At 68.4% G+C, this 20,166-nt stretch carries 19 protein-coding genes and 1 pseudogene; 14 read left to right on the forward strand and 6 right to left on the reverse strand.

The genetic code is table 11. The annotated features are described in order from the left end of the window. Positions 1-35: 35 nt before the first annotated feature. From AC3EO7_RS11945 to AC3EO7_RS11960, 4 genes are all read left to right on the forward strand, one after another. On the forward strand, positions 36-362 hold the full coding sequence (locus AC3EO7_RS11945; RefSeq protein WP_488186269.1) for a hypothetical protein: 327 nt from the start codon (positions 36-38) through the stop codon (positions 360-362). Positions 363-384: 22 nt separating this feature from the next. Continuing rightward, positions 385-1,413, forward strand: coding sequence for a DUF6745 domain-containing protein (locus tag AC3EO7_RS11950; protein WP_431971350.1), 1,029 nt, complete (start codon positions 385-387; stop codon positions 1,411-1,413). A gap of 228 nt (positions 1,414-1,641) precedes the next feature. Then, positions 1,642-2,049, forward strand: a complete 408-nt coding sequence (locus tag AC3EO7_RS11955) for a YciI family protein (RefSeq protein WP_431971351.1) — start codon at positions 1,642-1,644, stop codon at positions 2,047-2,049. Continuing rightward, positions 2,046-3,218, forward strand: coding sequence for an RNA polymerase sigma factor (locus AC3EO7_RS11960; protein ID WP_435591201.1), 1,173 nt, complete (start codon positions 2,046-2,048; stop codon positions 3,216-3,218). Before AC3EO7_RS11955 ends, AC3EO7_RS11960 begins: the two co-directional genes overlap by 4 nt. Before the next feature lie 184 nt (positions 3,219-3,402). Here the strand turns inward: AC3EO7_RS11960 and AC3EO7_RS11965 are convergent, their stop codons facing one another. Both AC3EO7_RS11965 and AC3EO7_RS11970 read right to left on the reverse strand, forming a co-directional pair. Next, entirely contained in the window at positions 3,403-4,194 is a 792-nt protein-coding gene (locus tag AC3EO7_RS11965; RefSeq protein ID WP_431971353.1) for an alpha/beta fold hydrolase, read from the reverse strand. 136 nt (positions 4,195-4,330) lie between these two features. Then, on the reverse strand, positions 4,331-4,762 hold the full coding sequence (locus AC3EO7_RS11970; protein ID WP_435591202.1) for an SMI1/KNR4 family protein: 432 nt from the start codon (positions 4,760-4,762) through the stop codon (positions 4,331-4,333). A 140-nt stretch (positions 4,763-4,902) separates the two neighbouring features. Between AC3EO7_RS11970 and AC3EO7_RS11975 the strand changes: the two genes are divergently transcribed. The 3 genes and pseudogenes from AC3EO7_RS11975 to AC3EO7_RS11985 all read left to right on the forward strand — a co-directional run. Then, on the forward strand, positions 4,903-5,076 hold the full coding sequence (locus AC3EO7_RS11975; RefSeq protein WP_431971355.1) for a hypothetical protein: 174 nt from the start codon (positions 4,903-4,905) through the stop codon (positions 5,074-5,076). A 397-nt stretch (positions 5,077-5,473) separates the two neighbouring features. Continuing rightward, the gene (locus AC3EO7_RS11980; protein ID WP_431971356.1) at positions 5,474-7,183 is read left to right on the forward strand and encodes a cutinase family protein; all 1,710 of its coding nucleotides are present in this window, start codon (positions 5,474-5,476) and stop codon (positions 7,181-7,183) included. Between the two features lie 361 nt (positions 7,184-7,544). Further along, a pseudogene (locus AC3EO7_RS11985) lies at positions 7,545-7,892 on the forward strand (GNAT family N-acetyltransferase); the annotation flags it as partial. Here AC3EO7_RS11985 and AC3EO7_RS11990 read toward each other — a convergent pair. After that, positions 7,855-9,465 (reverse strand): ABC transporter permease, encoded by a 1,611-nt coding sequence (locus AC3EO7_RS11990; RefSeq protein ID WP_435591203.1) that lies wholly within the window; start codon positions 9,463-9,465, stop codon positions 7,855-7,857. The pseudogene AC3EO7_RS11985 and the gene AC3EO7_RS11990 overlap by 38 nt on opposite strands. Positions 9,466-9,482: 17 nt before the next feature. After that, on the reverse strand, positions 9,483-10,397 hold the full coding sequence (locus tag AC3EO7_RS11995) for an ABC transporter ATP-binding protein (RefSeq protein ID WP_431971359.1): 915 nt from the start codon (positions 10,395-10,397) through the stop codon (positions 9,483-9,485). Between the two features lie 82 nt (positions 10,398-10,479). Here AC3EO7_RS11995 and AC3EO7_RS12000 point away from each other — a divergent pair, with 82 nt between their 5' ends. The 6 genes from AC3EO7_RS12000 to AC3EO7_RS12025 all read left to right on the forward strand — a co-directional run bounded on the left by AC3EO7_RS12000 (position 10,480) and on the right by AC3EO7_RS12025 (position 16,382). Further along, entirely contained in the window at positions 10,480-11,061 is a 582-nt protein-coding gene (locus tag AC3EO7_RS12000; protein WP_431971360.1) for a TetR/AcrR family transcriptional regulator, read from the forward strand. Between the two features lie 39 nt (positions 11,062-11,100). Next, positions 11,101-11,817, forward strand: a complete 717-nt coding sequence (locus tag AC3EO7_RS12005; RefSeq protein WP_435591204.1) for a haloacid dehalogenase type II — start codon at positions 11,101-11,103, stop codon at positions 11,815-11,817. Between the two features lie 123 nt (positions 11,818-11,940). After that, a complete protein-coding gene (locus tag AC3EO7_RS12010; protein ID WP_435591205.1) occupies positions 11,941-12,831 on the forward strand; it encodes a DMT family transporter in 891 nt (296 codons plus the stop codon). Between the two features lie 39 nt (positions 12,832-12,870). Continuing rightward, positions 12,871-13,521: a class I SAM-dependent DNA methyltransferase gene (locus AC3EO7_RS12015; protein WP_435591206.1), complete on the forward strand. Its 651-nt coding sequence runs from the start codon at positions 12,871-12,873 to the stop codon at positions 13,519-13,521. A 134-nt stretch (positions 13,522-13,655) separates the two neighbouring features. Continuing rightward, entirely contained in the window at positions 13,656-15,005 is a 1,350-nt protein-coding gene (locus tag AC3EO7_RS12020; RefSeq protein ID WP_431971364.1) for a WS/DGAT/MGAT family O-acyltransferase, read from the forward strand. Positions 15,006-15,263: 258 nt separating this feature from the next. Then, entirely contained in the window at positions 15,264-16,382 is a 1,119-nt protein-coding gene (locus AC3EO7_RS12025) for an NAD(P)H-dependent flavin oxidoreductase (protein WP_435591207.1), read from the forward strand. Here the strand turns inward: AC3EO7_RS12025 and AC3EO7_RS12030 are convergent, their stop codons facing one another. Continuing rightward, positions 16,383-17,360 carry a DUF5996 family protein gene (locus AC3EO7_RS12030; RefSeq protein WP_431971366.1) on the reverse strand — a complete coding sequence of 326 codons (978 nt, stop codon included), beginning with the start codon at positions 17,358-17,360 and terminating at the stop codon, positions 16,383-16,385. 373 nt (positions 17,361-17,733) lie between these two features. After that, complete coding sequence (locus tag AC3EO7_RS12035; protein WP_431971367.1) at positions 17,734-18,510, reverse strand: FadR/GntR family transcriptional regulator; 777 nt, start codon at positions 18,508-18,510, stop codon at positions 17,734-17,736. Positions 18,511-18,617: 107 nt separating this feature from the next. On the opposite strand from AC3EO7_RS12035, the gene AC3EO7_RS12040 reads away from it, so the two are divergent. Beyond that, positions 18,618-20,087: an ABC1 kinase family protein gene (locus AC3EO7_RS12040; RefSeq protein WP_431971368.1), complete on the forward strand. Its 1,470-nt coding sequence runs from the start codon at positions 18,618-18,620 to the stop codon at positions 20,085-20,087. Positions 20,088-20,166: the final 79 nt, after the last annotated feature.

A 20,166-nucleotide genomic window follows, 5' to 3' on the forward strand; every position in this document is an offset into this window, starting at 1 on the left:
CGGCGCCGAACTCGCGCCGTGACGGGAGGAACTTCATGTATCGGCAAGGCGATGTCCTGATCGCGCCTCTTGCGGAAAATGCTGTACCGCAGGAACTTCTGCACGCCCCTTCGGTGGCGCGTGATCCACGCGGTCGGCTGGTGCTCGCACTGGGCGAGGTCACCGGGCACGCGCACGCCGTGCAGGGGCCGGGCAAGCTGATCCGCGAATCCGGTGCGACGGGACCGATGCTGCTGCATCTACCCGAGGGCGGACGCGTCGTCCACGAGGAGCACGCGGCGATCACGTTGCCGAAGGGGTGGTTCCGGGTGGTGCGCCAGCGAGAATACGTGCCCGGCTCGGTCCGCATTGTCGCGGACTGACCGCGCAAGCGAAAGGCATTCGATGACAACAGGATTCAGCGAGTACGCGACAAAGCGCGACGAATGGCGTTCGGTGTCGGCGGCCACCGGGCCGGGGGATCGGGCGGCGGCCGAGAACGGGGTGCGGGCGGCCTACCGGCAGGCCGGGCTCGATACACCGGAAACCATTGTGTGGGCACGCTCTCCCCTGGAGGCGGTGCGAATACTACGGGCTACGCGGGACACCGGCGCGTCGGTCCGCGAGGCGCTGCGCAACGGCCCGCTGGCGGCCGAACGCGCCCGCGTCGACGCCGAACTCGGCCCCACGAGTTTCAGTGAGCACTGGCGTGAGACCGGCGCGGACCTCTGGGAGCTGACCGCCGCTGTGGTCGACCGAATCCGGGCCGGTGTCATGGATGAGATGACCGGTAACCGCCAGGAGCGGAACGCGATTCGCCTGCTGCTGCTCGATGCCGTCCTCGGTCAGCACGATGCCGCGTGGCTCTCGGCGTTCGGTACCGAGCCCGGTGAGCCGTTGGCGGCGGCGGCAGTCGTCGCCCGCGAGGCGGGCTGGTGGTGGCCGTACGAGAAGATCGCGGTGATCAGCGAGCGGCCCACCACACTGCACCGCGACGAAGCGGGACGACTCGACAATGGAGACGGCCCAGCCCTCGCCTACACCGACGGGTTCGCCCTGTTCGCCTGGCGCGGCATGCCGATCCCCGCCGAATTCCTCGACGATCTGCGCGCATTGACGGCCGAGCGCATCCGCGACGAGGAGAACGCCGAACTGCGCCGGGTGATGCTCGAGTACTACGGCTACGACCGCTACCTCGACGAATCCGGTGCGCGACCGATCCACCGTGACGAGACCGGCGTGCTCTGGCGCATCGAACTCGACGGCGACGAGGACGTGGTGATGGTCGAGGTGATCAACTCGACGCCCGAACCCGACGGCACCAGCCGCACCTACTGGCTGCGCGTGCCGCCGGATACCGAGACCGCGCGCGCCGGCGTCGCGTGGACCTTCGGACTCAGCGCCGAAGAGTACGAGCCGCTCCGGCAGACGTAGAACACCTCGGTCCGGGAACCGAGGGCCCGGAGAAACGCCACGAATTCGGAATCGACTCCAGTAGCCGCGCGGCGAGACGGAGGCGGAGTTCGTGCGCGGCCGTCGCCGAAATGAACAGGCCCTACGAAAAGATGCGGAAAATTTCGACCGCGGATGTCGAGAACGGCGTCACGGCTCCGTCCCAGGGGTGAGCGACCGACTAGGGTCGCAAGCCGAAGGGAGAACGTCATGGCCAAGTACCTGTTCCTCAAGCACTACCGAGGCGCGCCCGCGTCCGTCAACGACGTGCCGATGGATCAGTGGACGCCCGCGGAGATCGAGGCGCACCTGCGGTACATGAACGACTTCGCGGCCCGCCTGGAAGAGAGCGGCGAGTACGTCGACAGTCAGGCCTTGGCGCCGGAGGGCGCGTGGGTCCGCTACGACGGCGAGGGCAAGCCTCCGGTGACCGACGGCCCGTTCGCGGAGACCAAGGACCTGATCGCGGGCTGGATGATCATCGACGTCGACTCGTACGAGCGCGCCGTCGAGTTGGCGGGCGAGTTGTCCGCGGCGCCCGGCGCGGGCGGCAAGCCGATCCACGAGTGGCTCGAGGTTCGGCCGTTCCTGACCGCTCATTCGACCGTCACCGAATGACGGCCGCCGACGCGGTGGACGAGGCCCAGCTGCGGGATCTGATCCCCGGCGTCCTGGCGGCCCTCCTCCACCGCGGGGCAGACTTCGCGACCGCCGAGGACGCCGTCCAGGAGGCACTGGTCCGTGCGGTCGAGACGTGGCCGAACCAGCGCCCCGGCGACCCCAAGGGCTGGCTGATCACCACGGCGTGGCGTTGCTTCCTCGATCTCGCCCGATCCGACGTCGCGCGCCGCCGCCGCGAGCTTCGGGTCTCCGACGAGCCGCCGCCGGGACCGACGACCTCCGTGGACGAAACGCTGGAGCTGTACTTCCTGTGCGCGCACCCGAGCCTCACCCCCGCGTCGGCCGTCGCGCTGACGCTGCGTGCCGTCGGCGGCCTCACCACTCGCCAGATCGCGCAGGCGTACCTGGTGCCAGAAGCGACGATGGCCCAGCGGATCAGCCGGGCCAAACGCACGGTGAGCGCCATCCGGCTGGATCGTCCCGGAGACCTGCGCACCGTGCTTCGGGTGCTGTACCTGGTGTTCAACGAGGGGTACAGCGGCGATGTCGACCTCGCCGCGGAGGCGATCCGGCTCGCCAGGCAGCTGGCCGCGACCACCGACGACCCGGAGGCCGCGGGACTTCTCGCACTGTTCCTGCTCCACCACGCGAGACGCCCGGCCCGCACGCGCGCCGACGGCAGCCTCGTGCCGCTGTCCGAGCAGGACCGCGGCCGCTGGCGGCGCGACCTGATCGCCGAGGGCGTGGCCGTGCTCCAAGCCGCGCTGGCCCGGGACCGGCTGGGGGAGTACCAGGCGCAGGCCGCGATCGCGGCCCTGCATGCCGACGCGCAGACAGCCGACGAGACCGACTGGGTGCAGATCGTCGAGTGGTACGACGAGCTGGTCCATCTCACCGACAGCGCGATCGTGCGGCTCAATCGCGCCGTCGCCGTCGGTGAGGCGGACGGACCGCGGGCGGGGCTCGCCGAACTCGCCGAACTCGACCCGAAGCTCCCGCGGTACACCGCCGCGGCCGCCTATCTCCACGAGCGGGCCGGCGACGTCGCCATGGCGGCGGAGCTCTACGTGGAGGCCGCCGCGCAGGCGCCGAACCTCGCCGAGCGCAACCACCTCACACTCCGGGCGGCCACCCTCCGCCAACGTCTTTCGGGCGAAGGCGGCTGAGCGCCCCTTACGGTCACGGGTTTGTCGGCGGCGGCGAACAATTCCGCGCACCGGTCCCAGCTGCTGGCCAGAAACCGAAGCCCGTGCACGAAAATGACCGGGGCGCGGCCGCTTTCGTTGGCGCGGTCGATCTGTGCGCGGGCGTGCGCGTGGATCGAGGTCGGTGTGGTCGGGTGCCGCTCCTTCACTCGCCCGCTGCCTGTTCGATGACCGCCGCGACAGCGTCCGGTTGGGAGACGAGGGCGGCGTGCGAGGCGTTCAGCTCGCTGGTGCGCGCGCCGATGCGCTGGGACATGGCGCGTTGTGCGCTGGGTGGGATCACGTGGTCCTGGCCGGAGACCACGTACCAGCTGGGTGTCTTGGTCCAGGCCGCGGGGCCGGACAGTTCGATATTGGCGATGACCGCCAGGGAGCGCTGATGGGCGAGCATGTCAGCGGCGGTCGCGGCGTCGACGTCCTGGGCGAAGACCTCGTGGAAGTAGGCCGGTTCGACATAGGCGTCCAGCCCGGTGCCGGTCAAGGTGAAGGCCAGCGCCGGCGGCAGCAGCTGGCTGCCGGGAAAGCGGATGGGATCGAGCGCGAGGGCGATCGGCTCACCCTGCTGCGGGGCGAAGGCGGCGACGTAGACGAGCGCCCGCACGTCCGGATCATCGACATTGGTGATCACCGCGCCGCCGTAGGAGTGCCCGACGAGCACGATCGGCCCGTCGATCGCCGTGAGAGACCGTTCGATCGCCGCCGCGTCGCTGGCGGGTCCGCGTAGCGGGTTCTCCGGCACCACGACTCGATACCCGTCGGCGCGGAGTTCGGCGGCGACACCGTCCCAGCTGGTGGTGTCGGCGAACGCACCGTGCACCAGCACGATGGTCGGTCGCGCGGGTTCGGCGGTGGCGACCGAGGGCACGATGCCCACTGTTTCGACCGCGATCAGGCTGAGGGCGAACAGCAGCGACTTGTGCGTACGGGTGAATCGCATCGAAGTGTCCCTTCTCGAGTCGACCGTGCAGGGCAGGTGAGGGTACTGCTGTAGGCGGGTGCGCGATCCGGGCCGAGATGCAGCCGAATCGATCACAATAACGGTCGTCGCGCCCACCGCGACGCCCTGCGGTTACTCATCGCTGGGCGTTTCGCATGCGATCGATCCTGGCTTGCATGAACTCCTTGAAGCTTTCGTATCGCACGTAATCGCCGCCGCCCAGCTCCCACACAGGAGCGGTCGAGCAGTTGTCGCCGGAACACCCGGTCGTCGCGATGTAATAGTCTCCCGAGGCGCCGCCGATGACGACGAGTCCGTCGAAGGATTCCATCTCCAGCTCTTCGGGCTGGATCTCATATTCGCAAAATACGTTCAGCAGGATATTCCGGTCGGCTGAATCCTTGGACAGATCGAAGGTCGAGTAAAGACTGTCGGCGCCGGAAAAGAACTTCCAACCATTGGCGTTTCCGAGCCAATCCTTGTACTGCTCGTCGAACGCGACCCCGGCTCGCCGCTCGGCTTCATGCACCTCCGCCGGAGAAGCCGGAGGATTGGGGGCGGTCAGCATCCATGACGACACCTTCCCCGCGGCCCGGTCTGCCTCGTACCACCGCTTCTGCTCCTGTGTAAGAGGCCGTGATCGCGAACTGCCACCAGTCATCTGGTGCGGCTTCGGGCGGGCTGGAGCAGGTGCAGCACACGGCCATCGTGGCCGCCAGATTGGGATACCGGTCCAACGTCTCGTCGGTCTTGGTGATCCGCAGCGGCCATCCGTCGTCCGTGGTGGTCTCGCGTGACTTGTCCGCCAACGGCTCCGCGGCCGCGATACCGCTTCCGACGATGACCACCGTGCAGGCGGTCAGCAAACCGAAGAACCTGTGATGACGCCCCGAATACGCATACATCCCCCAGATGCAGGCATGGACGAGCAATTCACACTTGACGAATCCCCTTGCGCAGTAAGCGAATTCCCCGACAGAACTGCCCCTTACAATGGGCCACGCTAGCACAGCGCTCTTGGCCGGGCGAGCCTTCGCCGCCGAGCCAGGAGTCGATCACGGTGATCGCGGTGGCCTGGACCGAACGATGCCGACGCGATGGTCGGCGACTCGAGTCGGAGGCATTGCCGAGTCGGCTACGGATGCGGCTGCGGCTGCCTGCCCGACGTCAGGGCGGAATCGATCACAGTAACGCTCGCCGCCCCGCCCACGACGTCCTTGGTGACACATGGCCCGTCGGGGGGCCTGTCCACCTGTCGGTAATGGAATGGGATCGGACCATGGCTCTTCGCGAGTTCTTCGCGCGGCATCGTATTGCTTCGGCCGTCGCTGCACCAGCTGCCTTGGGGGTGGCGGCGATCGTCGCTGCCTCGTTCGCAGTCACGTCATCACCGCATACCGCGGACACGCAGCTCAAGGCGTCCGTCACGGAATGCCACGACATGGTCACCATCTCGGTGGCCGGTCGCGGTGACACGCCCCAGGCGGGGACCACGAGACTGCTGGTCGACGCCAACGGGAACGAGTTGCCCGCCGCGTTGGCCGGCGACCACAACAGCCGCTGGGTCGACCCGGTCGTGAACGCTCCGGCCGACGACGTGGACCCCGGCTCGTACGCCGCGGTCTACATCGCGTACCCGGCGAACATGTCCACCTACGAGGACGCCGTCGACGCGGGCGTCGAGAACACCCAGCAGGTGATGCGGGAGATCTCGGAGGCCTGCCCCGACACCAAGTTCTCGATCGTCGGATACAGCGAGGGCGCCGACGTCGTCCGCCGCGTCGCGATGAACATCGGGCATCAGCCGGAGGGCGATCACGGGATCGTCGATCCGGACGACGTGCTCGGCGTCGTCATCCTCGCCGACTCGGGCCGCTCGGCGGGCGACGGGCCGTTCCCCGGCTCCGAGGACCCCTTCCGCAACCCCGACGGCTTCGACCAGCAGTATCAGGACGGCAGGAAGCCCGTCTCGGGTCAGGGCGCGCTGCCCGGCACCAGCGGTGACTTCGGTGCGCTGAACGGCAAGATCGCGTCGTTCTGCTCCGAGGGCGACCTCACCTGCGCCGCGCCGGAGAACATCTCGCTGTTGCAGCTGGTGGTGAACGTCGGCAGGCAGGTGAACGTGGATCAGCTCGAGCGCGAAGGACTCAATCAGACGACCGGAATGGACGTCGCCGTGGTCCTCGGCCGCATCGCGATGGCGGCGTTCGCCGACATCCAGTCGCAGCCGAACTGGATGGCCAGCGACGAGACCTTCCTCGAAGTCCTGCTGCGGGTCTCCGATCCCGAGTACAAGCCGGGCGACAAGCCGAAGGAGCCCGCGAAGGCGGACTCGATCTCGACCGAGCAGATGTCGCCGCTGGCGTACCTGCCGCAGAAGGTGCTGAACGAGATCATCGGCCTGATCGTGACCAACCAGAACACGATCCCGGTGGTCATGAGCGACCCGTACAAGCTGACGCTCGGCCCGGACCACACCGGCCACCACTTCGACTACTGGCGCGACGCCGACGCCGGTGAGGGCAGGCCGCTGACCTCCGCCGAGTACGCGGCCGCCTGGCTCACCCACCTGGCGAAGCAGGCTCAGGCCGGCGAGACCGTCGACAAGTCCTCCCAGCCGGACGCGGCCGACTTCGCGGCCGCGAACGAGGCGGTGGCGTCGGCCACGGCGAAGCCGAAGGCCGCCGCCACCACGACCTCTGCCGCGCCGACCACGACGGCCGCGCCGACGAAGACCGGTGCCGCCGTCGCGTCGACCACCGCGGCTCCGACCACCACGGCGCCGACGACCACGACTCCGGCCCAAACCCCCAGCGCGACAACTACGCCGGAGACGACCAACCCCCAGGCGCGGACGTCGGTCGCGGCACCCGCCGAGACCGTGGCCCCTGCTGAGCCCGTGGCACCGACCACCACTCAGCCGACCACGACCCAACCCGCCCCCACCACAACGCAATCCCCGGCGCCGACCACCACCGGCGCGAGGTGAGCTAGCCGCGATATCCGCGACGCCTTCACGATCGAGCATCGATCGTGAAGGCGTCGTGCGTTGTGGATGCGCCAATGACGCCCAGCCGGTGCGCCACAGAGGCTTTCACATCCGCAGACGTGCGGACGGGTGTGAGAAGTACGCGATTGTCGGGGGCGGAGGGGGAGTGGACGTCGGAAGATGGGGTGGTGGCGGGTTGTTCAGTGGAGGTTCGGCGGCTCGGGGGCGAGGAGTGGACCGTGCTGCGCGAGGTGCGGTTGCGGGCGTTGGCGGATGCGCCGGGGGTTTTCGGAGCGAGCCTGGGGGAAGCGCGGCGGCGTGGTGAGGGGAGTGGCGTGCTCGGGTAGTCGAGCGAGCGCAGTTCGTCGCGGTGGTGAACGGCGAGGTCGTGGGGGCGGTGGCGGGTGTGGCCGAACACGAGAGTTGCTCGGTGCATGTGATGTCGATGTGGGTGGATCGCCATCTGCGGGGAGCCGGGGTCTCGGACCGATTGGTCGAGACCGTGGTGGGTTGGGCTGGGAGCGAAGGGTTCACGCTTGTCCGTCTGGAGGTGACGGACGGCAACACGGCGGCGGAGCGCCTTTACCGGCGACACGGTTTCGTGCGGAGCGGGCGGTCGGGCGTCATCTCGGAGGGCGACCCTCGGGTGGAGTTCGAGATGGTGCTCGCGGTCACTGACCGAGGGCCCGTCGAAGATGCGGCTTCGTGATCGAGAACGAACCGCTGCGCATCGGGATGTCGCGGTGGGTGAATCCGCGCACGGCGGCCGCGATCGATCCGATTGCGAGGGCGAGAGCTAGCGCGAGCGACCACAAGTCGGCAGGCTCGAGCGGTGTGCGCCCGACCCATTCCAGCGGGGACAGCTGTCGCGACCATTCGGGTAGGCGCAGGGTGTCGGCGAGGGTGGCGATGACGGCGACGAAGACGAACGCACCCCAGCCCACCCCGAGCCATTGCGGGCGAATCCCGTAAAGCGCCAATGCGATTCCGAACAGAACGAGTACCCCGGGAAGATAGGCCAGCGTCGCGAAGGTGAGACGCGGGATCGCCGACGAATCACCGACCGCGAGCGCATCGCTCACCCCGAGTGCCAGCCCGCTCACGGCGAGGACGATCGCGGCACCGCCACCTACCGCCACCGCTTCGGCGAGCAACCATCGCCAGCGCGACATCGCGCCGGACAGCACGGGTTCGAGCCGATCACCGGGTTCCTCCTCGGCGGTCCGGCCGACTCCTTGCACCGCGAATCCGGCGGCGATCAGCACGAGCTGAACCACGACGAAGGACAAGTAGGCGTCGGGATCCGCGCTGCCGCCGCCGAGTACGTCTCGCAGGGACGAGTTGTCTTCCATCACGGTGCGGATGGCGTCGGCGAGCGCGCCGAACGAGCTGGCGACGAGCGCACCGATCACGCTCCACACGATGACGTTGCCGCGATGCTTGCGGATCGCGAAGCCCATCGGCCGCAACAACATCGGCGTCGCGGCGGCGGGGCCCCGACGCGCGGCGAACACGCCCGCGCCGAGATCTCGCCGCCCGGCGATCGCGCACGCCGCGCCGACCAGCGCCACCGCGAACGCCAGCGCCAGCAGCACCGGCCACCACCGCGCCGCGCCGAACGGCCGCGCCTGCTCGGCCCAGCCGATCGGCGACAGCCACACCAGCCCGTTGCCGCGCACGTCGCCGATACCACGCGCGAGGAAGGCCGCGACAAGGATGCCGAGACAGAGAGCGGTCACGCTCCGCGCCGCGGCGACAACCTGCGCCGACAGGGCTGCGATCGCGGCGAAACACCAGCCGAGCGCGGCCGACGACACCGAATAGAGCACGGCGGCATGCCAATCCAGACCCACGCCGACGAGTACGGCGATCATCGCCACCGCGACGACTCCCAGCGCCACCCCCGCCGCAACGACGGCCGCGGCGACGCCCACTACGCGCCCGATCGATCCGGCGCGCAACAGTTCGGTCCGCCCGGATTCCTCTTCGCGGCGCGTCATTCGCGTCACCAGGCGAATGCCCATGAGCGGAAAGGCGAGCGCGCTGAGGAATCCGAATTCGTAGGCGATGACGCCGCCGAGATTCTCGAGTCCGTAGGGCTTTCCGTTGATCGCGAACAGGGCCGTGCCGGATTCGGTGGCCTCGCGGTATCCGGCCAGCTCGGCGGGCGTCCCGTACAAGCTGTCCAACGACCACACGGTGCCCGCGAACACGGCCGCCAATCCGACCACCCAGCACACGATTTGCCGCCTGTTGCCGCGCCGGCCGAGGGCGATCGTCACCCAGAATCCGTGCATCGCTATACCCCCACCGATTCCGCGTCCGCGTAGTTGCGCAGGAACAGTTCGTCCAGACTGGGCGGGTTCGCGGTGATCGACACCAACCCGGCCGCGTGCAGACAGCCGATCGCCGCGTCGACGTGCCCCGCGTCGACACCGAAGGCGACGGCGTATCCCGCGCCGTCGTTGTCGACGCGCACCCCGCTCACGCCGGGCACGCCGTCCAACCCGCTCGGTCGTTCGAGCGTGACGGCGTGCACGTGTGTGGTTGTGTGGCGGCGCAATTCGTGCAGCGTCCCGCTGGAGACGGTACGCCCCTGCCTGATGATGCTGACCCGGTCGGCGAGCGCCTCGACCTCGGCGAGGATGTGGCTCGACAGCAGGACCGTGCATCCCGCGCGTTTGCGTTCGGCCAGTGTCTGCTGGAACACCTGCTCCATCAGCGGGTCCAGGCCCGATGTCGGCTCGTCGAGGATCAGCAGCTCGCTGTCACAGGCGAACGCGGCGATCAGCGCGACCTTCTGCCGGTTGCCCTTGGAGTAGTCCTGGCTCTTCTTGCCCGGATCGAGTTCGAACCGCTCGACGAGGTCGGCGCGGCGGGCCGGATCGAACCGGCCGCGTGCGGCGGCGAGCACGTCGAGGCATTCGCCACCGGTGAGACCTGGCCAGAGCGAGACGTCGCCGGGCACGTAGGAGATGCGGCGGTGCAGGCGCACCGCGTCGCGCCACGGGTCGCCGCCGAGCAGGCGGGCCGTGCCGCCGCTCGACCTGATCAGACCGAGCAGTATCCGGATCGTCGTCGACTTGCCCGCGCCGTTCGGGCCTAAGAATCCGTGCACCTCACCCAGCTCGACCCGCAGGTCGAGGCCGTCGAGCGCGGTGAAATCGCCGAACCGCTTGCGCAGTCCGATCGTCTCGATGACGGGAGCGGGCATGCTTGCACCACCCTTTCAGCATTCAAGTGTGTACTTATGGTACACACCGTAGGTGCGCACGACTAGGCCCTAGGATGAGGTCATGCCGCTTCCCCGATTCACCCGGCTGCCCGCCGACGAACAGCGCCGCATCCTCGACGTTGCGCAGCGCGTCTTCGCGGAAGACGGCGTCGACACCGCCTCCTACAACCAGATCATCGCGGCGGCGGGCATCTCGAAATCCTCGGCGTACAACTACTTCGACGGCCGCGAAGACCTGCTGTACACCGCACTGGACGACGTCGCGACCCGCCTGGCCGGGGTGCTGGGCAGCTGGCAGCGCGTCACCGACGACGCCGCGTTCTGGGCGCAACTGACGACCGTCGAGCAGCGGCTGCGCGCCCACGTCGAGACCCATCCCGCCGATCTGGCCCTGATCGATCCGGCCTTTCTGCTGCGCGAGCAGGGCGCGTTCCAGTCGTGGATCGCCGACTTCGTCGAGAACGGCGTCGCCATCGGGATCATCACCGTCGCAGTCGACCGGAGCTTGCTGGTCGCCGCGACCGCGGCCGTGCTGCGCGCCGTGGACGGCTGGGGCGCGGCCGAAATCGCAGCGGGGCGGGTACCCGATCCGGAACAGCCGTGGATCCTGCTGCGCAACCTGTGGGGAACTCCTCGCCGGTGATCCGGGCGGCGATGGCCGCTCGCGTGATTGGATTTCAGGGTGGGTGATACGAGTGGAGTGCGCGCGCTGTTGTTCGACGTGCAGGGGACCGCGACGGATTTCCATTCCACGGTGCTCGGCGCGTTGCGCGAGACGAGCGCGGGGCGGCACCCGGACGTGGATTGGATGGAGTTCGTGGACCGTTGGCGCGCGGAGTATTTCGAGGTGTTGCGGGACGCCGAAGTGAGCAGGGATCGGTGGACCACGGTGCACTCGGTGTACCGCGACGCGCTGAATCGGCTGCTCGCCGCCTACGGCGTGACGGATCTCGACGAGGCCGAGCGGGAGTCGCTGACGCGGGCCTGGCAGCGCATCGTGCCGTGGCCGGACGCCGTCGCGGGCCTCGCCCGGCTGAAGACGCGATACACGCTGGCGACCTTGTCGAACGCGGATGTCTCTGCGGTGGTGAATATCTCGAAGCTGGGCGGATTGCCGTGGGACGCGATCTTCACCGCGGAAATGGCGGGCGCGTTCAAGCCGGACCCGGCGACGTATCGGATGGCCGCGACCTATCTGGGCCTGGCTCCGGAGCAGATCATGATGGTCGCCTGCCACAAGTACGACATCAGGGCGGCGGGCGCGCTCGGTTTCCGCACCGCGTTCGTGGCGCGGCCGCTGGAGTTCGGCGCGGGCGGCGCTGTCGACGTCGAGTTCGAGGACGAATTCGACGTCAACGCAACGGATTTCCTGAATCTGGCCGATCAGCTCGGCTGTTGACTCGCGCGTCCGTACAGCGGGCGAAATAGATCTGTCGGATCATGGGATCACCCGCTACGCTCCTTCTGAATCGAAAGCGAGCGAGAGCATGAGAACTGCGATGCGGGCTCGGGGGACGGCGCGATGACCAGGCGCGGTTGGCTGCTGTTCCTGGCTATGGGCGTGATCTGGGGTGTGCCGTACGCGATGATCGCGGTCGCGGTCGAGGACTTCGATCCGGTGTTCGTCGCCTTCGGCCGCACGCTGATCGGCGGCCTGCTGCTGTTGCCGATCGCCCTGTACACCGACGCGCTGCGACCGGTGCTGCGGCGCTGGCTGCCCCTGCTGCTCTACACGCTGGTGGAGATCTCCGGCCCTTGGTTGCTCATCGGGTACGCCGAGACCACCCTCAACAGCTCCACCGTCGGGCTGCTGATCGCGGCGGTGCCGTTGATCGCCGTGCTGATCCTGACTCGCCTCGGGCACGAAACCATCGACGCGCGACGCGTTCTGGGCCTGATCGTGGGATTCGCGGGCGTGGCCGCACTGGTCGGACTCGACGTGGATCTGTCCAACCCCGCCGCGATCGGAGCCATCGCGCTGACCACCATCGGGTATGCGGTCGGGCCGATCGTCATCAATCGTTCGCTGGCCGATCTGCCGCCGATGGGCGTGGTCACCGCGTCGCTGCTGGTGGCGACGGTGCTCTACACGCCGTTCGCCGCGCTGCGCAAGCCGGAGCATTTCCCAGCGGACGCCGCGCTTTCGGTGCTCGGCCTCGCGATCGTCTGCACCGCGGCGGCGTTCCTGCTGTTCTTCGCACTGATCAGCGAAGTGGGTCCGGCGCGCGCCACGGTGATCACCTACATCAACCCGGCGGTGGCTATCGTGCTCGGCGTGACGCTGCTCGACGAGCCGCTCACCGCGGGCATGGCGATAGGATTCCCGCTGGTCGTGCTCGGATCGTTCCTCGGAACCAGGCAGTCTCGCGCCGCCGCTCCGCAGGACGACCCCGCGCTGTCCGCGACGCCCTGAGACGTACGAAATACCGTTTCGCGCAAAGGAGTTCCGGTCTTGACCCATGCCGATGTCGACGCCACCCGCACCGCCTACGACGACATGGCCCAGCTCTACACCGACTTCGTCCGCGGCCATCTGGCGACGCAGCCGTTCGACCGCGCCGTCCTCGGCGCATTCGCGGAGCTGTTGCGGGCCGATGAGTCCGGGCCGGTCGCGGACCTCGGCTGCGGCCCGGGAAGGATTGCAGCACACCTGGTCTCGCTGGACGTCCCGACCTTCGGCATGGACCTCTCGCCACGCATGATCGAACTGGCCCGCGCGGAGTACCCGGGTCTGCGGTTCGAGGTGGGCTCGATGGAGGAACTGACCATCGAGGACGGCGCGTTGGCGGGACTCGTGGCCTGGTACTCGATCATCCACCTGCCGCCGGAACGGGTGCCCCACGTGTTGCGCGAGTTCCATCGGGTACTCCGCACCGGAGGGCACGCACTGCTGGCGTTCCAGGCAGCGGACGCCGCCGACACCGTGCTTGGCTTCGACCACAAGGTGACTCGCGCCTACCGCTGGTCACCCGACCGGCTCGCCGAGCTGTCGCGCGAAGCGGGTTTCACCGTGATCGCCCGAATGGTCTGCGCACGGCGGCCCGACGAACGATTCGATTCGGGATACCTGATGGTCGCCAAGGTCGCCGATCCGGTGCGCTGATAATGCGCACGTCCCCGGACCCAGCCGGGTAGCTTTGGTACGGGTGCCCAGGTTTCTGTGGTGCGTCCCACCCGACAGCGTGGTCGATTGTTCATCGCACAAAATCTCCACCGTCGTCAGGGGGCGACACATATATGGAACTCATCGCACCGGTTGATGCCCTGTTCTTGTTGGCCGAATCCCGCGAGCACCCGATGCACGTCGGCTCGCTGCAACTGTTCGAACCGCCGGAGGGCGCCGGGCCGGAGTTCGCCGCGCAGACGCACCAAAAGCTCTTGTCCTGCCGCGAGATTCATCCCACCTTCCGCAAGCGCCCGGCCAAACTCCTCGGCTCGCCGCAGCTGGCCTGGACGCTCGAGGACGAGGTGGAACTGGACTACCACGTTCGCCGCATCGCGCTGCCCGCCCCCGGCGGCCAGGAGCAGCTGATCGAGCTGGCCTCCGGGCTGCACAGCGCCCTCCTCGATCGGCACCGTCCGCTGTGGGAGATCCACCTGATCGAAGGATTGCAAGGCGGCCGATTCGCGCTCTATTCGAAGATGCACCACGGCCTGATCGACGGCGTTTCCGCCCAGCGGCTGCTCCAGCGCACCTTTACCGACGATCCGTACTCGACCGAGGCCCGCGTGCCGTGGAATCTGCCGCGCTCGGGACGCAAGAAGGAGCCGCAGCGGTCCGGATTGCTCGGCGCGGCAAAGAATCTCGTCGCGGCCGCCGCTTCCGGTCCGCCGCTGCTTCGGGCCGCGCGGGCCGCGTTGCGCGAGCAGCAGGTGACCCTGCCGTTCGAGGCGCCCAAAACCATGTTCAACGTGCCGATCGGCGGCGCCCGCCGCTCCGTCGTGCGCTCCTGGCCGATGGAGCGAATCAAGCAGGTGCGCAAGGCGACCGGGACGACGATGAACGACGTCGTGCTCGCGATGTCGTCGGGTGCGCTGCGCGGCTACCTCGCCGAGCGAGGCGCGCTGCCGGACAAGCCGCTGATCGCCATGGTGCCGATGTCGCTGCGCGCAGCGGACGACACCGAGACCAACGGCGTGAAGGTCGGTGCGCTGCTCTGCAATCTCGGCACCCATCTGGCCGATCCGATCGCCAGGCTGCGGACGGTGAGCGAGTCGATGCAGAAGAGCAAAGAGGTCTACAGCGAGCTCTCGCCCGCCCAGTCGATGGCGCTCTCGGCGCTGATGGTCAGCCCGATCGCGCTGAACCTGGTGCCCGCGCTCGTTCCGTGGACCACGCCGCCGTTCAACATCGTCATCTCCAATGTGCCCGGCCCGCGCGAGCCGATGTACTGGAACGGCGCGCGACTGGACGCCATCTATCCGCTGTCCATCCCGTTCGACGGCCAGGCCGTGAACATCACGCTCACCTCCAATGCCGACAACCTGGACTTCGGTTTGGTCGGCTGCCGACGCAGCGTGCCCCAGCTGCACCGCATGCTCGACCACCTGGAGGACGCGCTCGCGGAGCTGGAGAACGCGATCTGACGTCGGACGCGACCCAGCTCGAGAAGGGGTACCGCGACAAAACTAGAACGTGTTACTGTCGATCTATGGTGCCCCCACCGGTCGATGACGACGCCGCCGCGGCATGGCGATACCTGCGGTGTGCGGCGGATTCGGCCGGTCGGGGCGTCCGTCCGTCGCGCGCGAGGCGAACCCGGCGCGGCCACCATGTAACCCGTTCTAGGACGACCGCGGCCGCCGTGATCCGGTCGCGGCGTGGATAAGGGAGACCAGCACCCGATGCGTACCGAAATCTGCGACCGGCTGGGGATCGAGTTCCCCATCTTCGCCTTCACCCACTGCCGCGACGTGGCGGCCGCGGTCAGCAATGCCGGTGGGCTCGGCGTCCTCGGCGCGGTGGGCTTCACCGCCGAGCAGCTCGAGGTCGAGCTCGCCTGGCTGGACGAGCACGTCAACGGCGTGTACGGCGTCGACCTGGTGATTCCCTCCAAGTACGAGGGCAAGGGCATCGACGACCTGACGCCCGAACAGCTGGAAGCCAAGCTCGGCGAGCTGGTGCCCCAGGGCCACCGGGATTTCGCGGAGAAGATCCTGGCCGACCACGGCGTGCCGCACCTGCCCGCGGAGGAGCACCACAACCAGCTGCTCGGCTGGACCGCGACCACGGTGGCCCCGCAGATCGAGGTCATCCTGAAGCACCCCAAGGCCAAGCTGGTCGCCAACGCGCTCGGCACGCCGCCCACGGACGTGATCGAGCAGATCCAGGGCTCCGGCAGGCTGATCGGCGCGCTGTGCGGTTCGGTCAAGCATGCGATCGATCACAAGGCCGCGGGGCTGGACTTCGTGGTCTGCCAGGGCACCGAAGGTGGCGGGCACTGCGGCGAGATCTCGTCCATGGTGCTCTGGCCGCAGGTCATCGACGCGATCGGCGATATGCCGATGCTCGCGGCAGGCGGCATCGGCGACGGCCGCCAGGTCGCCGCGGCCATGGCGATGGGCGCGGCGGGCGCGTGGACCGGTTCGCTGTGGCTGACCGTCGAGGAGGCCAATGTGCCGCCCGCGCAGATGCAGACCTACATCGACGCGAGCAGCCACGACACCGTGCGCTCGCGCTCGTGGACCGGCAAGCCGTGCCGCATGCTGCGCAACGACTGGACCGACGCCTGGGAGTCGGCCGAGACCCCCGACCCGCTGCCGATGCCGCTGCAGATGATGGTGGCGCTGGACGGCGTCAAGCGCGGCCACCGGTATCCGGAGGCCGCGAAGGACGTCAACTTCAACCCGGTCGGTCAGGTGGTCGGCATGATGACCAAGGTGGAGCGCTCCGCCGACGTGGTCGCCCGGCTGATCAACGAGTACGTCGAGGCGTGCGATCGCCTGAACAAGCTCAACGGCTGATCACTCGGGCCATTCCGGCCAGCGCGGCGCCTTCTGCTCCAGCACCGGATCGGTGACGCCGCCCCAGCAGGCCAGCTGGTCGGCATCCCATCCGGCGAGCTCGGAGCCGTTGGCGTAGACGGATTGGAAGAATTCGAGCGCGGCGCCCACCGGGTCGGCGGTGCGGCGCGCGTCCGCGTAGGCGTAGTACGCGGCGTGGCTCGATCCGGACGCCACCCACCGTGCGCCCGCGGGTTTCAGCGTGCGGTCGGTCAGCCCGTCCGGTTCCGGCGCGACGTAAGAATAGAAGGTCGGCTCGGGCAGTTTGTCGTCGCCGAACCAGAAACCGGCGCTGATCACCTCGCGCGAATAGGCCTCGCGGGTTACCGAATCGACGGTCGAGGGCAGGTCGATCCGGCGCGGCGAGAACCGCTGCACCGCGAGATCGAAGGTGTGCCAGAACAATTGGACGGGGCTGATCTTGCCGGAGTAGGTGGCGCTGAACTCCTCCAGTATCCGGCCGACCTGGCTGTGCACGCGAAACGCCCTGCGCGCCTTGTCCGGATCGTAGGCGGCGTGGTCGGTGTCGTCTTCGAACGGGCGACCGGCGTCGGGCAGATCGAAGGGGTGCGGGTGCGGCATGACGACCTCGATGCCGAGGTCGCCGAGCCCGCCCATGACATCGGTGTAGAACGTGGCCACGGACTGCTGGAGGAGGTCGATCTCCACCTCGATGCCGTGATCGGTCGCAATGCGCAGCACGTGGTCGAAGAAATCGAAGGAACAGGTGAAGACCGGCCCGGTGCGGGCGGTACCGAGCGGGACGGTGGTCCAGCCGCGGGCGGTGAGCCGGAAGGTCATGTGCCACCAGTGGTTGCGGCGGATGCCTTTGGCGAGGGCGACCTTGCCGACCACCTGGGCGAAACGGTGCAGCGTCTCCTTGGTCGGACGCCAGGATTCCAGCGGTATGTCGGGCAGCGAATCTGCTGACTCGGTCATGACGGAAACGGTACGACCGACTCGGGCAATTCGCCAGCAAATCGCGGATGCGGCCTGCCCGCCCCGTCATCGACACCCGGCCAGTCCGATGACGGGACGGCCCGGCGCCGTGAGCGTCGGCGCCGGGTCTGCGGGTCGCCCTCCGCGCTCGAAGGACCGGCCGCACCGATCACCCTTCCCCGTGATCGGACCGCGGCAGCGGGAGCCTCGAGCGCGCCTGGCGACGCCGTCCAGCCAGATTCAGGATACCTGTCTCAGACGCAATGATCGACTATCTGTAATGAACAAGTGACCAACTCATTCGGAGGTCACCGCGCGCGGAACCGCGCGAAGCCATCAGACTCAGACAGTCCGATTCGTGCGTTTTGCCGGATCAGGCGGTGGCGGCGTGCGCGTCCTCGACGTCGGCTTCCCCGCCGCCGAGCAGCTCGTCGAACCGGGCGATGACCTTGTCGTGGTACATCCCGAACAGGTCCTCGAACAGCGCGAGCTGCGCCTCCGACGGGCCGGAGCCGGATTCCCACACCGCGACGAGCGCCCGCCACACCAGTACGTGCAGGTCGGCGGCGCCCGCGAAGTACGCCTCGATCGCCTCGGGCACCTCGAGCACCATCTCGCCGATCGTGTTGAGAATCGCGCGCTGCATGCTCAGCCCGAGCGCGGTCAGCAAACGCCGAACCAGTGCGACCTCGATGGCCAGAATCTGGCGGAAGTCCGGAACCTCCAGCCGGGCAAGGGCTTCCAGTTCGTCGATGGCCGCCTTCAGCTCGGCCGGGTCGACCTCCTGTTCGCTCGCGGTGTAGGCGAGCAGCGCCTCCATGACGATGCCGCGCTGCACATCGACGATGTCGTGGAACATCTCGATCGCGACATCCGGCATCGGCACCGAGAACCGGAACAGGTGGCGGTACACGTCGAGGCCGCCCGCCTCCCGCACATCGCGGATCGTGAAACCCTTACCGCGACGCGCCTCGACGAATCCATACGATTCCAGCCTGCCCAAGGTCAACTGCGCGGTCGCGCGATTCATATCGAATTCTTCGGCGACCTGGCGGACCGACGGCATCAAATCCCCCGGCTGATATTCCCCCGCGGCAACCCGGCGCGCCAGCTCGTCGGCAACGTCGGCGACTACCGTCTGGGATCCCATCGGATGCCACCTTTCGACTGTGTTCCAATACGTCCCAGACAGTCTAAGCCCTGCTGTGCGAGACTGCACCTGTGTAACACTGATCCGCCCACAGTGTGAGGTGATTCATGACCATTCGACGTGGGCCCGCTCCCTCGGACGACGAATCACGCGGTAGACGCCTCTTCGCGGTGCCGTCGAATGGCGCGCCTCCGGTCCGCCGGTCGGTGCGCAACGCCAGGTTGGCCGGGCTGCCGGTGGCCTTCGCGGGCCGTCGCGCCGTCGGCGTCGGCAAGCGGGCGCTCGGCCGTTCCGCCGCCGAAGTCGACCGCGAGATCCAGTTGCGCACCGCACAGCACATTTTCGAGGTGCTCGGCGAACTCAAAGGCTGCGCGGCGAAACTCGGCCAGCTGCTCGCGATCTACGAGCTCGCGCTGCCGCCGGAACTCGCCGAGCCCTACAAGATCGCGCTGAGCCGCCTGCACGACGCCGCGCCCGCCATGCTTCCCGGAGCCGTGGACGCCGCCATGTCGGCGAGCATGGGCCCGGACTGGCGTTGGTATTTCCGGGAATTCGACGAACGCCGCGCGGCGGCCGCCTCGATCGGCCAGGTGCACCGCGCGGTGTGGCGCGACGGCACGCCCGTCGCGGTCAAGGTGATGTATCCCGGCGGACGCGCGGCGGTGACAGGAGACCTCGAGCAGCTGCGCCGATTCACCGGGCTGGCCGCCGTCTTCCTGCCGGGCGCCGACATCACGGGCGTGCTCGACGCGATCACCGAGTGCGTGCTGGAGGAGCTCGACTACGCCGCCGAGGCGCGCTATCAGGAGGCGTTCGCGGCCGCCTACGCCGACGATCCCGATATCCGCGTCCCGCGGGTGATCGCCAGGCACGGCGACGTGCTGGTGACCGAATGGCTGGACGGCACGCCGGTCACCCGCGTCATCGAGTCCGGCTCGCAGGCGGAACGGGATCGGGTCGGCATGCTCATGGTTCGTTTCATGGCGTCCGCCTGGCCGCGCAGCGGCCTGCTGTACGGCGATCCGCATCCGGGTAATTTCCGGGTGCTGCCGGACGGCAGGCTCGGCGTGGTCGATTTCGGCGCGTGCGCGGTCTGGCCGCCGGAGGGGTTCGACGAGATGGCACGGGATTGCGTCCGCGCGGTGTTCCGCGGCGGGCCGCGCGAGCTGGAGGCGGCGACGCGGCGGCACGGTTTCGTCGAGCCCGGCCGCGCCTTCGACGCCGAGGCGCTGTTCGCGACCATCGCGCCGTGCACCGAACCGTTCGAGCACGACACCTACCGGCTGAGCACCCGCTGGTTGCGCAAACACGTTCTGCGACTGACCGATCCGCGACTGTCGAACATCATCCGGCAGCTGACCATGCCCGCCTGGATCACCCCGTTCGCGCGCTCGATGCTCACGCTGATCGCCGCGCTGTGCCAGCTGGGCACCGAGGGGCCGTACCGGGCCGAGATCGCGCGGTGGTTCCCGGAATTGGACGAGATCGCGCACGGTCCCGCCGACGAACAACCGGTAGCCAGCGCCGCGACACCACTGTTCCGCGACCGGGAGACGGTCTCGGCGCCGGTGGGCTGACCTGGTCGAATAACGAATTCCCGCCGCGCGTTTGCGTCTGAGACAGCAATGTGCGGCTTGTTCGCAGGCGAGATGCCAC

Source organism: Nocardia sp. bgisy118, assembly GCF_057708605.1.

Coding starts and splice junctions, on each gene's coding strand:
- AC3EO7_RS11945 (WP_488186269.1), top strand. CDS start 36: ATGTATCGGCAAGGCGATGTCCTGATCGCGCCTCTTGCGGAAAATGCT.
- AC3EO7_RS11950 (WP_431971350.1), top strand. CDS start 385: ATGACAACAGGATTCAGCGAGTACGCGACAAAGCGCGACGAATGGCGT.
- AC3EO7_RS11955 (WP_431971351.1), top strand. CDS start 1,642: ATGGCCAAGTACCTGTTCCTCAAGCACTACCGAGGCGCGCCCGCGTCC.
- AC3EO7_RS11960 (WP_435591201.1), top strand. CDS start 2,046: ATGACGGCCGCCGACGCGGTGGACGAGGCCCAGCTGCGGGATCTGATC.
- AC3EO7_RS11965 (WP_431971353.1), bottom strand. CDS start 4,194: ATGCGATTCACCCGTACGCACAAGTCGCTGCTGTTCGCCCTCAGCCTG.
- AC3EO7_RS11970 (WP_435591202.1), bottom strand. CDS start 4,762: ATGCTGACCGCCCCCAATCCTCCGGCTTCTCCGGCGGAGGTGCATGAA.
- AC3EO7_RS11980 (WP_431971356.1), top strand. CDS start 5,474: ATGGCTCTTCGCGAGTTCTTCGCGCGGCATCGTATTGCTTCGGCCGTC.
- AC3EO7_RS11995 (WP_431971359.1), bottom strand. CDS start 10,397: ATGCCCGCTCCCGTCATCGAGACGATCGGACTGCGCAAGCGGTTCGGC.
- AC3EO7_RS12000 (WP_431971360.1), top strand. CDS start 10,480: ATGCCGCTTCCCCGATTCACCCGGCTGCCCGCCGACGAACAGCGCCGC.
- AC3EO7_RS12010 (WP_435591205.1), top strand. CDS start 11,941: ATGACCAGGCGCGGTTGGCTGCTGTTCCTGGCTATGGGCGTGATCTGG.
- AC3EO7_RS12020 (WP_431971364.1), top strand. CDS start 13,656: ATGGAACTCATCGCACCGGTTGATGCCCTGTTCTTGTTGGCCGAATCC.
- AC3EO7_RS12025 (WP_435591207.1), top strand. CDS start 15,264: ATGCGTACCGAAATCTGCGACCGGCTGGGGATCGAGTTCCCCATCTTC.
- AC3EO7_RS12030 (WP_431971366.1), bottom strand. CDS start 17,360: ATGACCGAGTCAGCAGATTCGCTGCCCGACATACCGCTGGAATCCTGG.
- AC3EO7_RS12035 (WP_431971367.1), bottom strand. CDS start 18,510: ATGGGATCCCAGACGGTAGTCGCCGACGTTGCCGACGAGCTGGCGCGC.
- AC3EO7_RS12040 (WP_431971368.1), top strand. CDS start 18,618: ATGACCATTCGACGTGGGCCCGCTCCCTCGGACGACGAATCACGCGGT.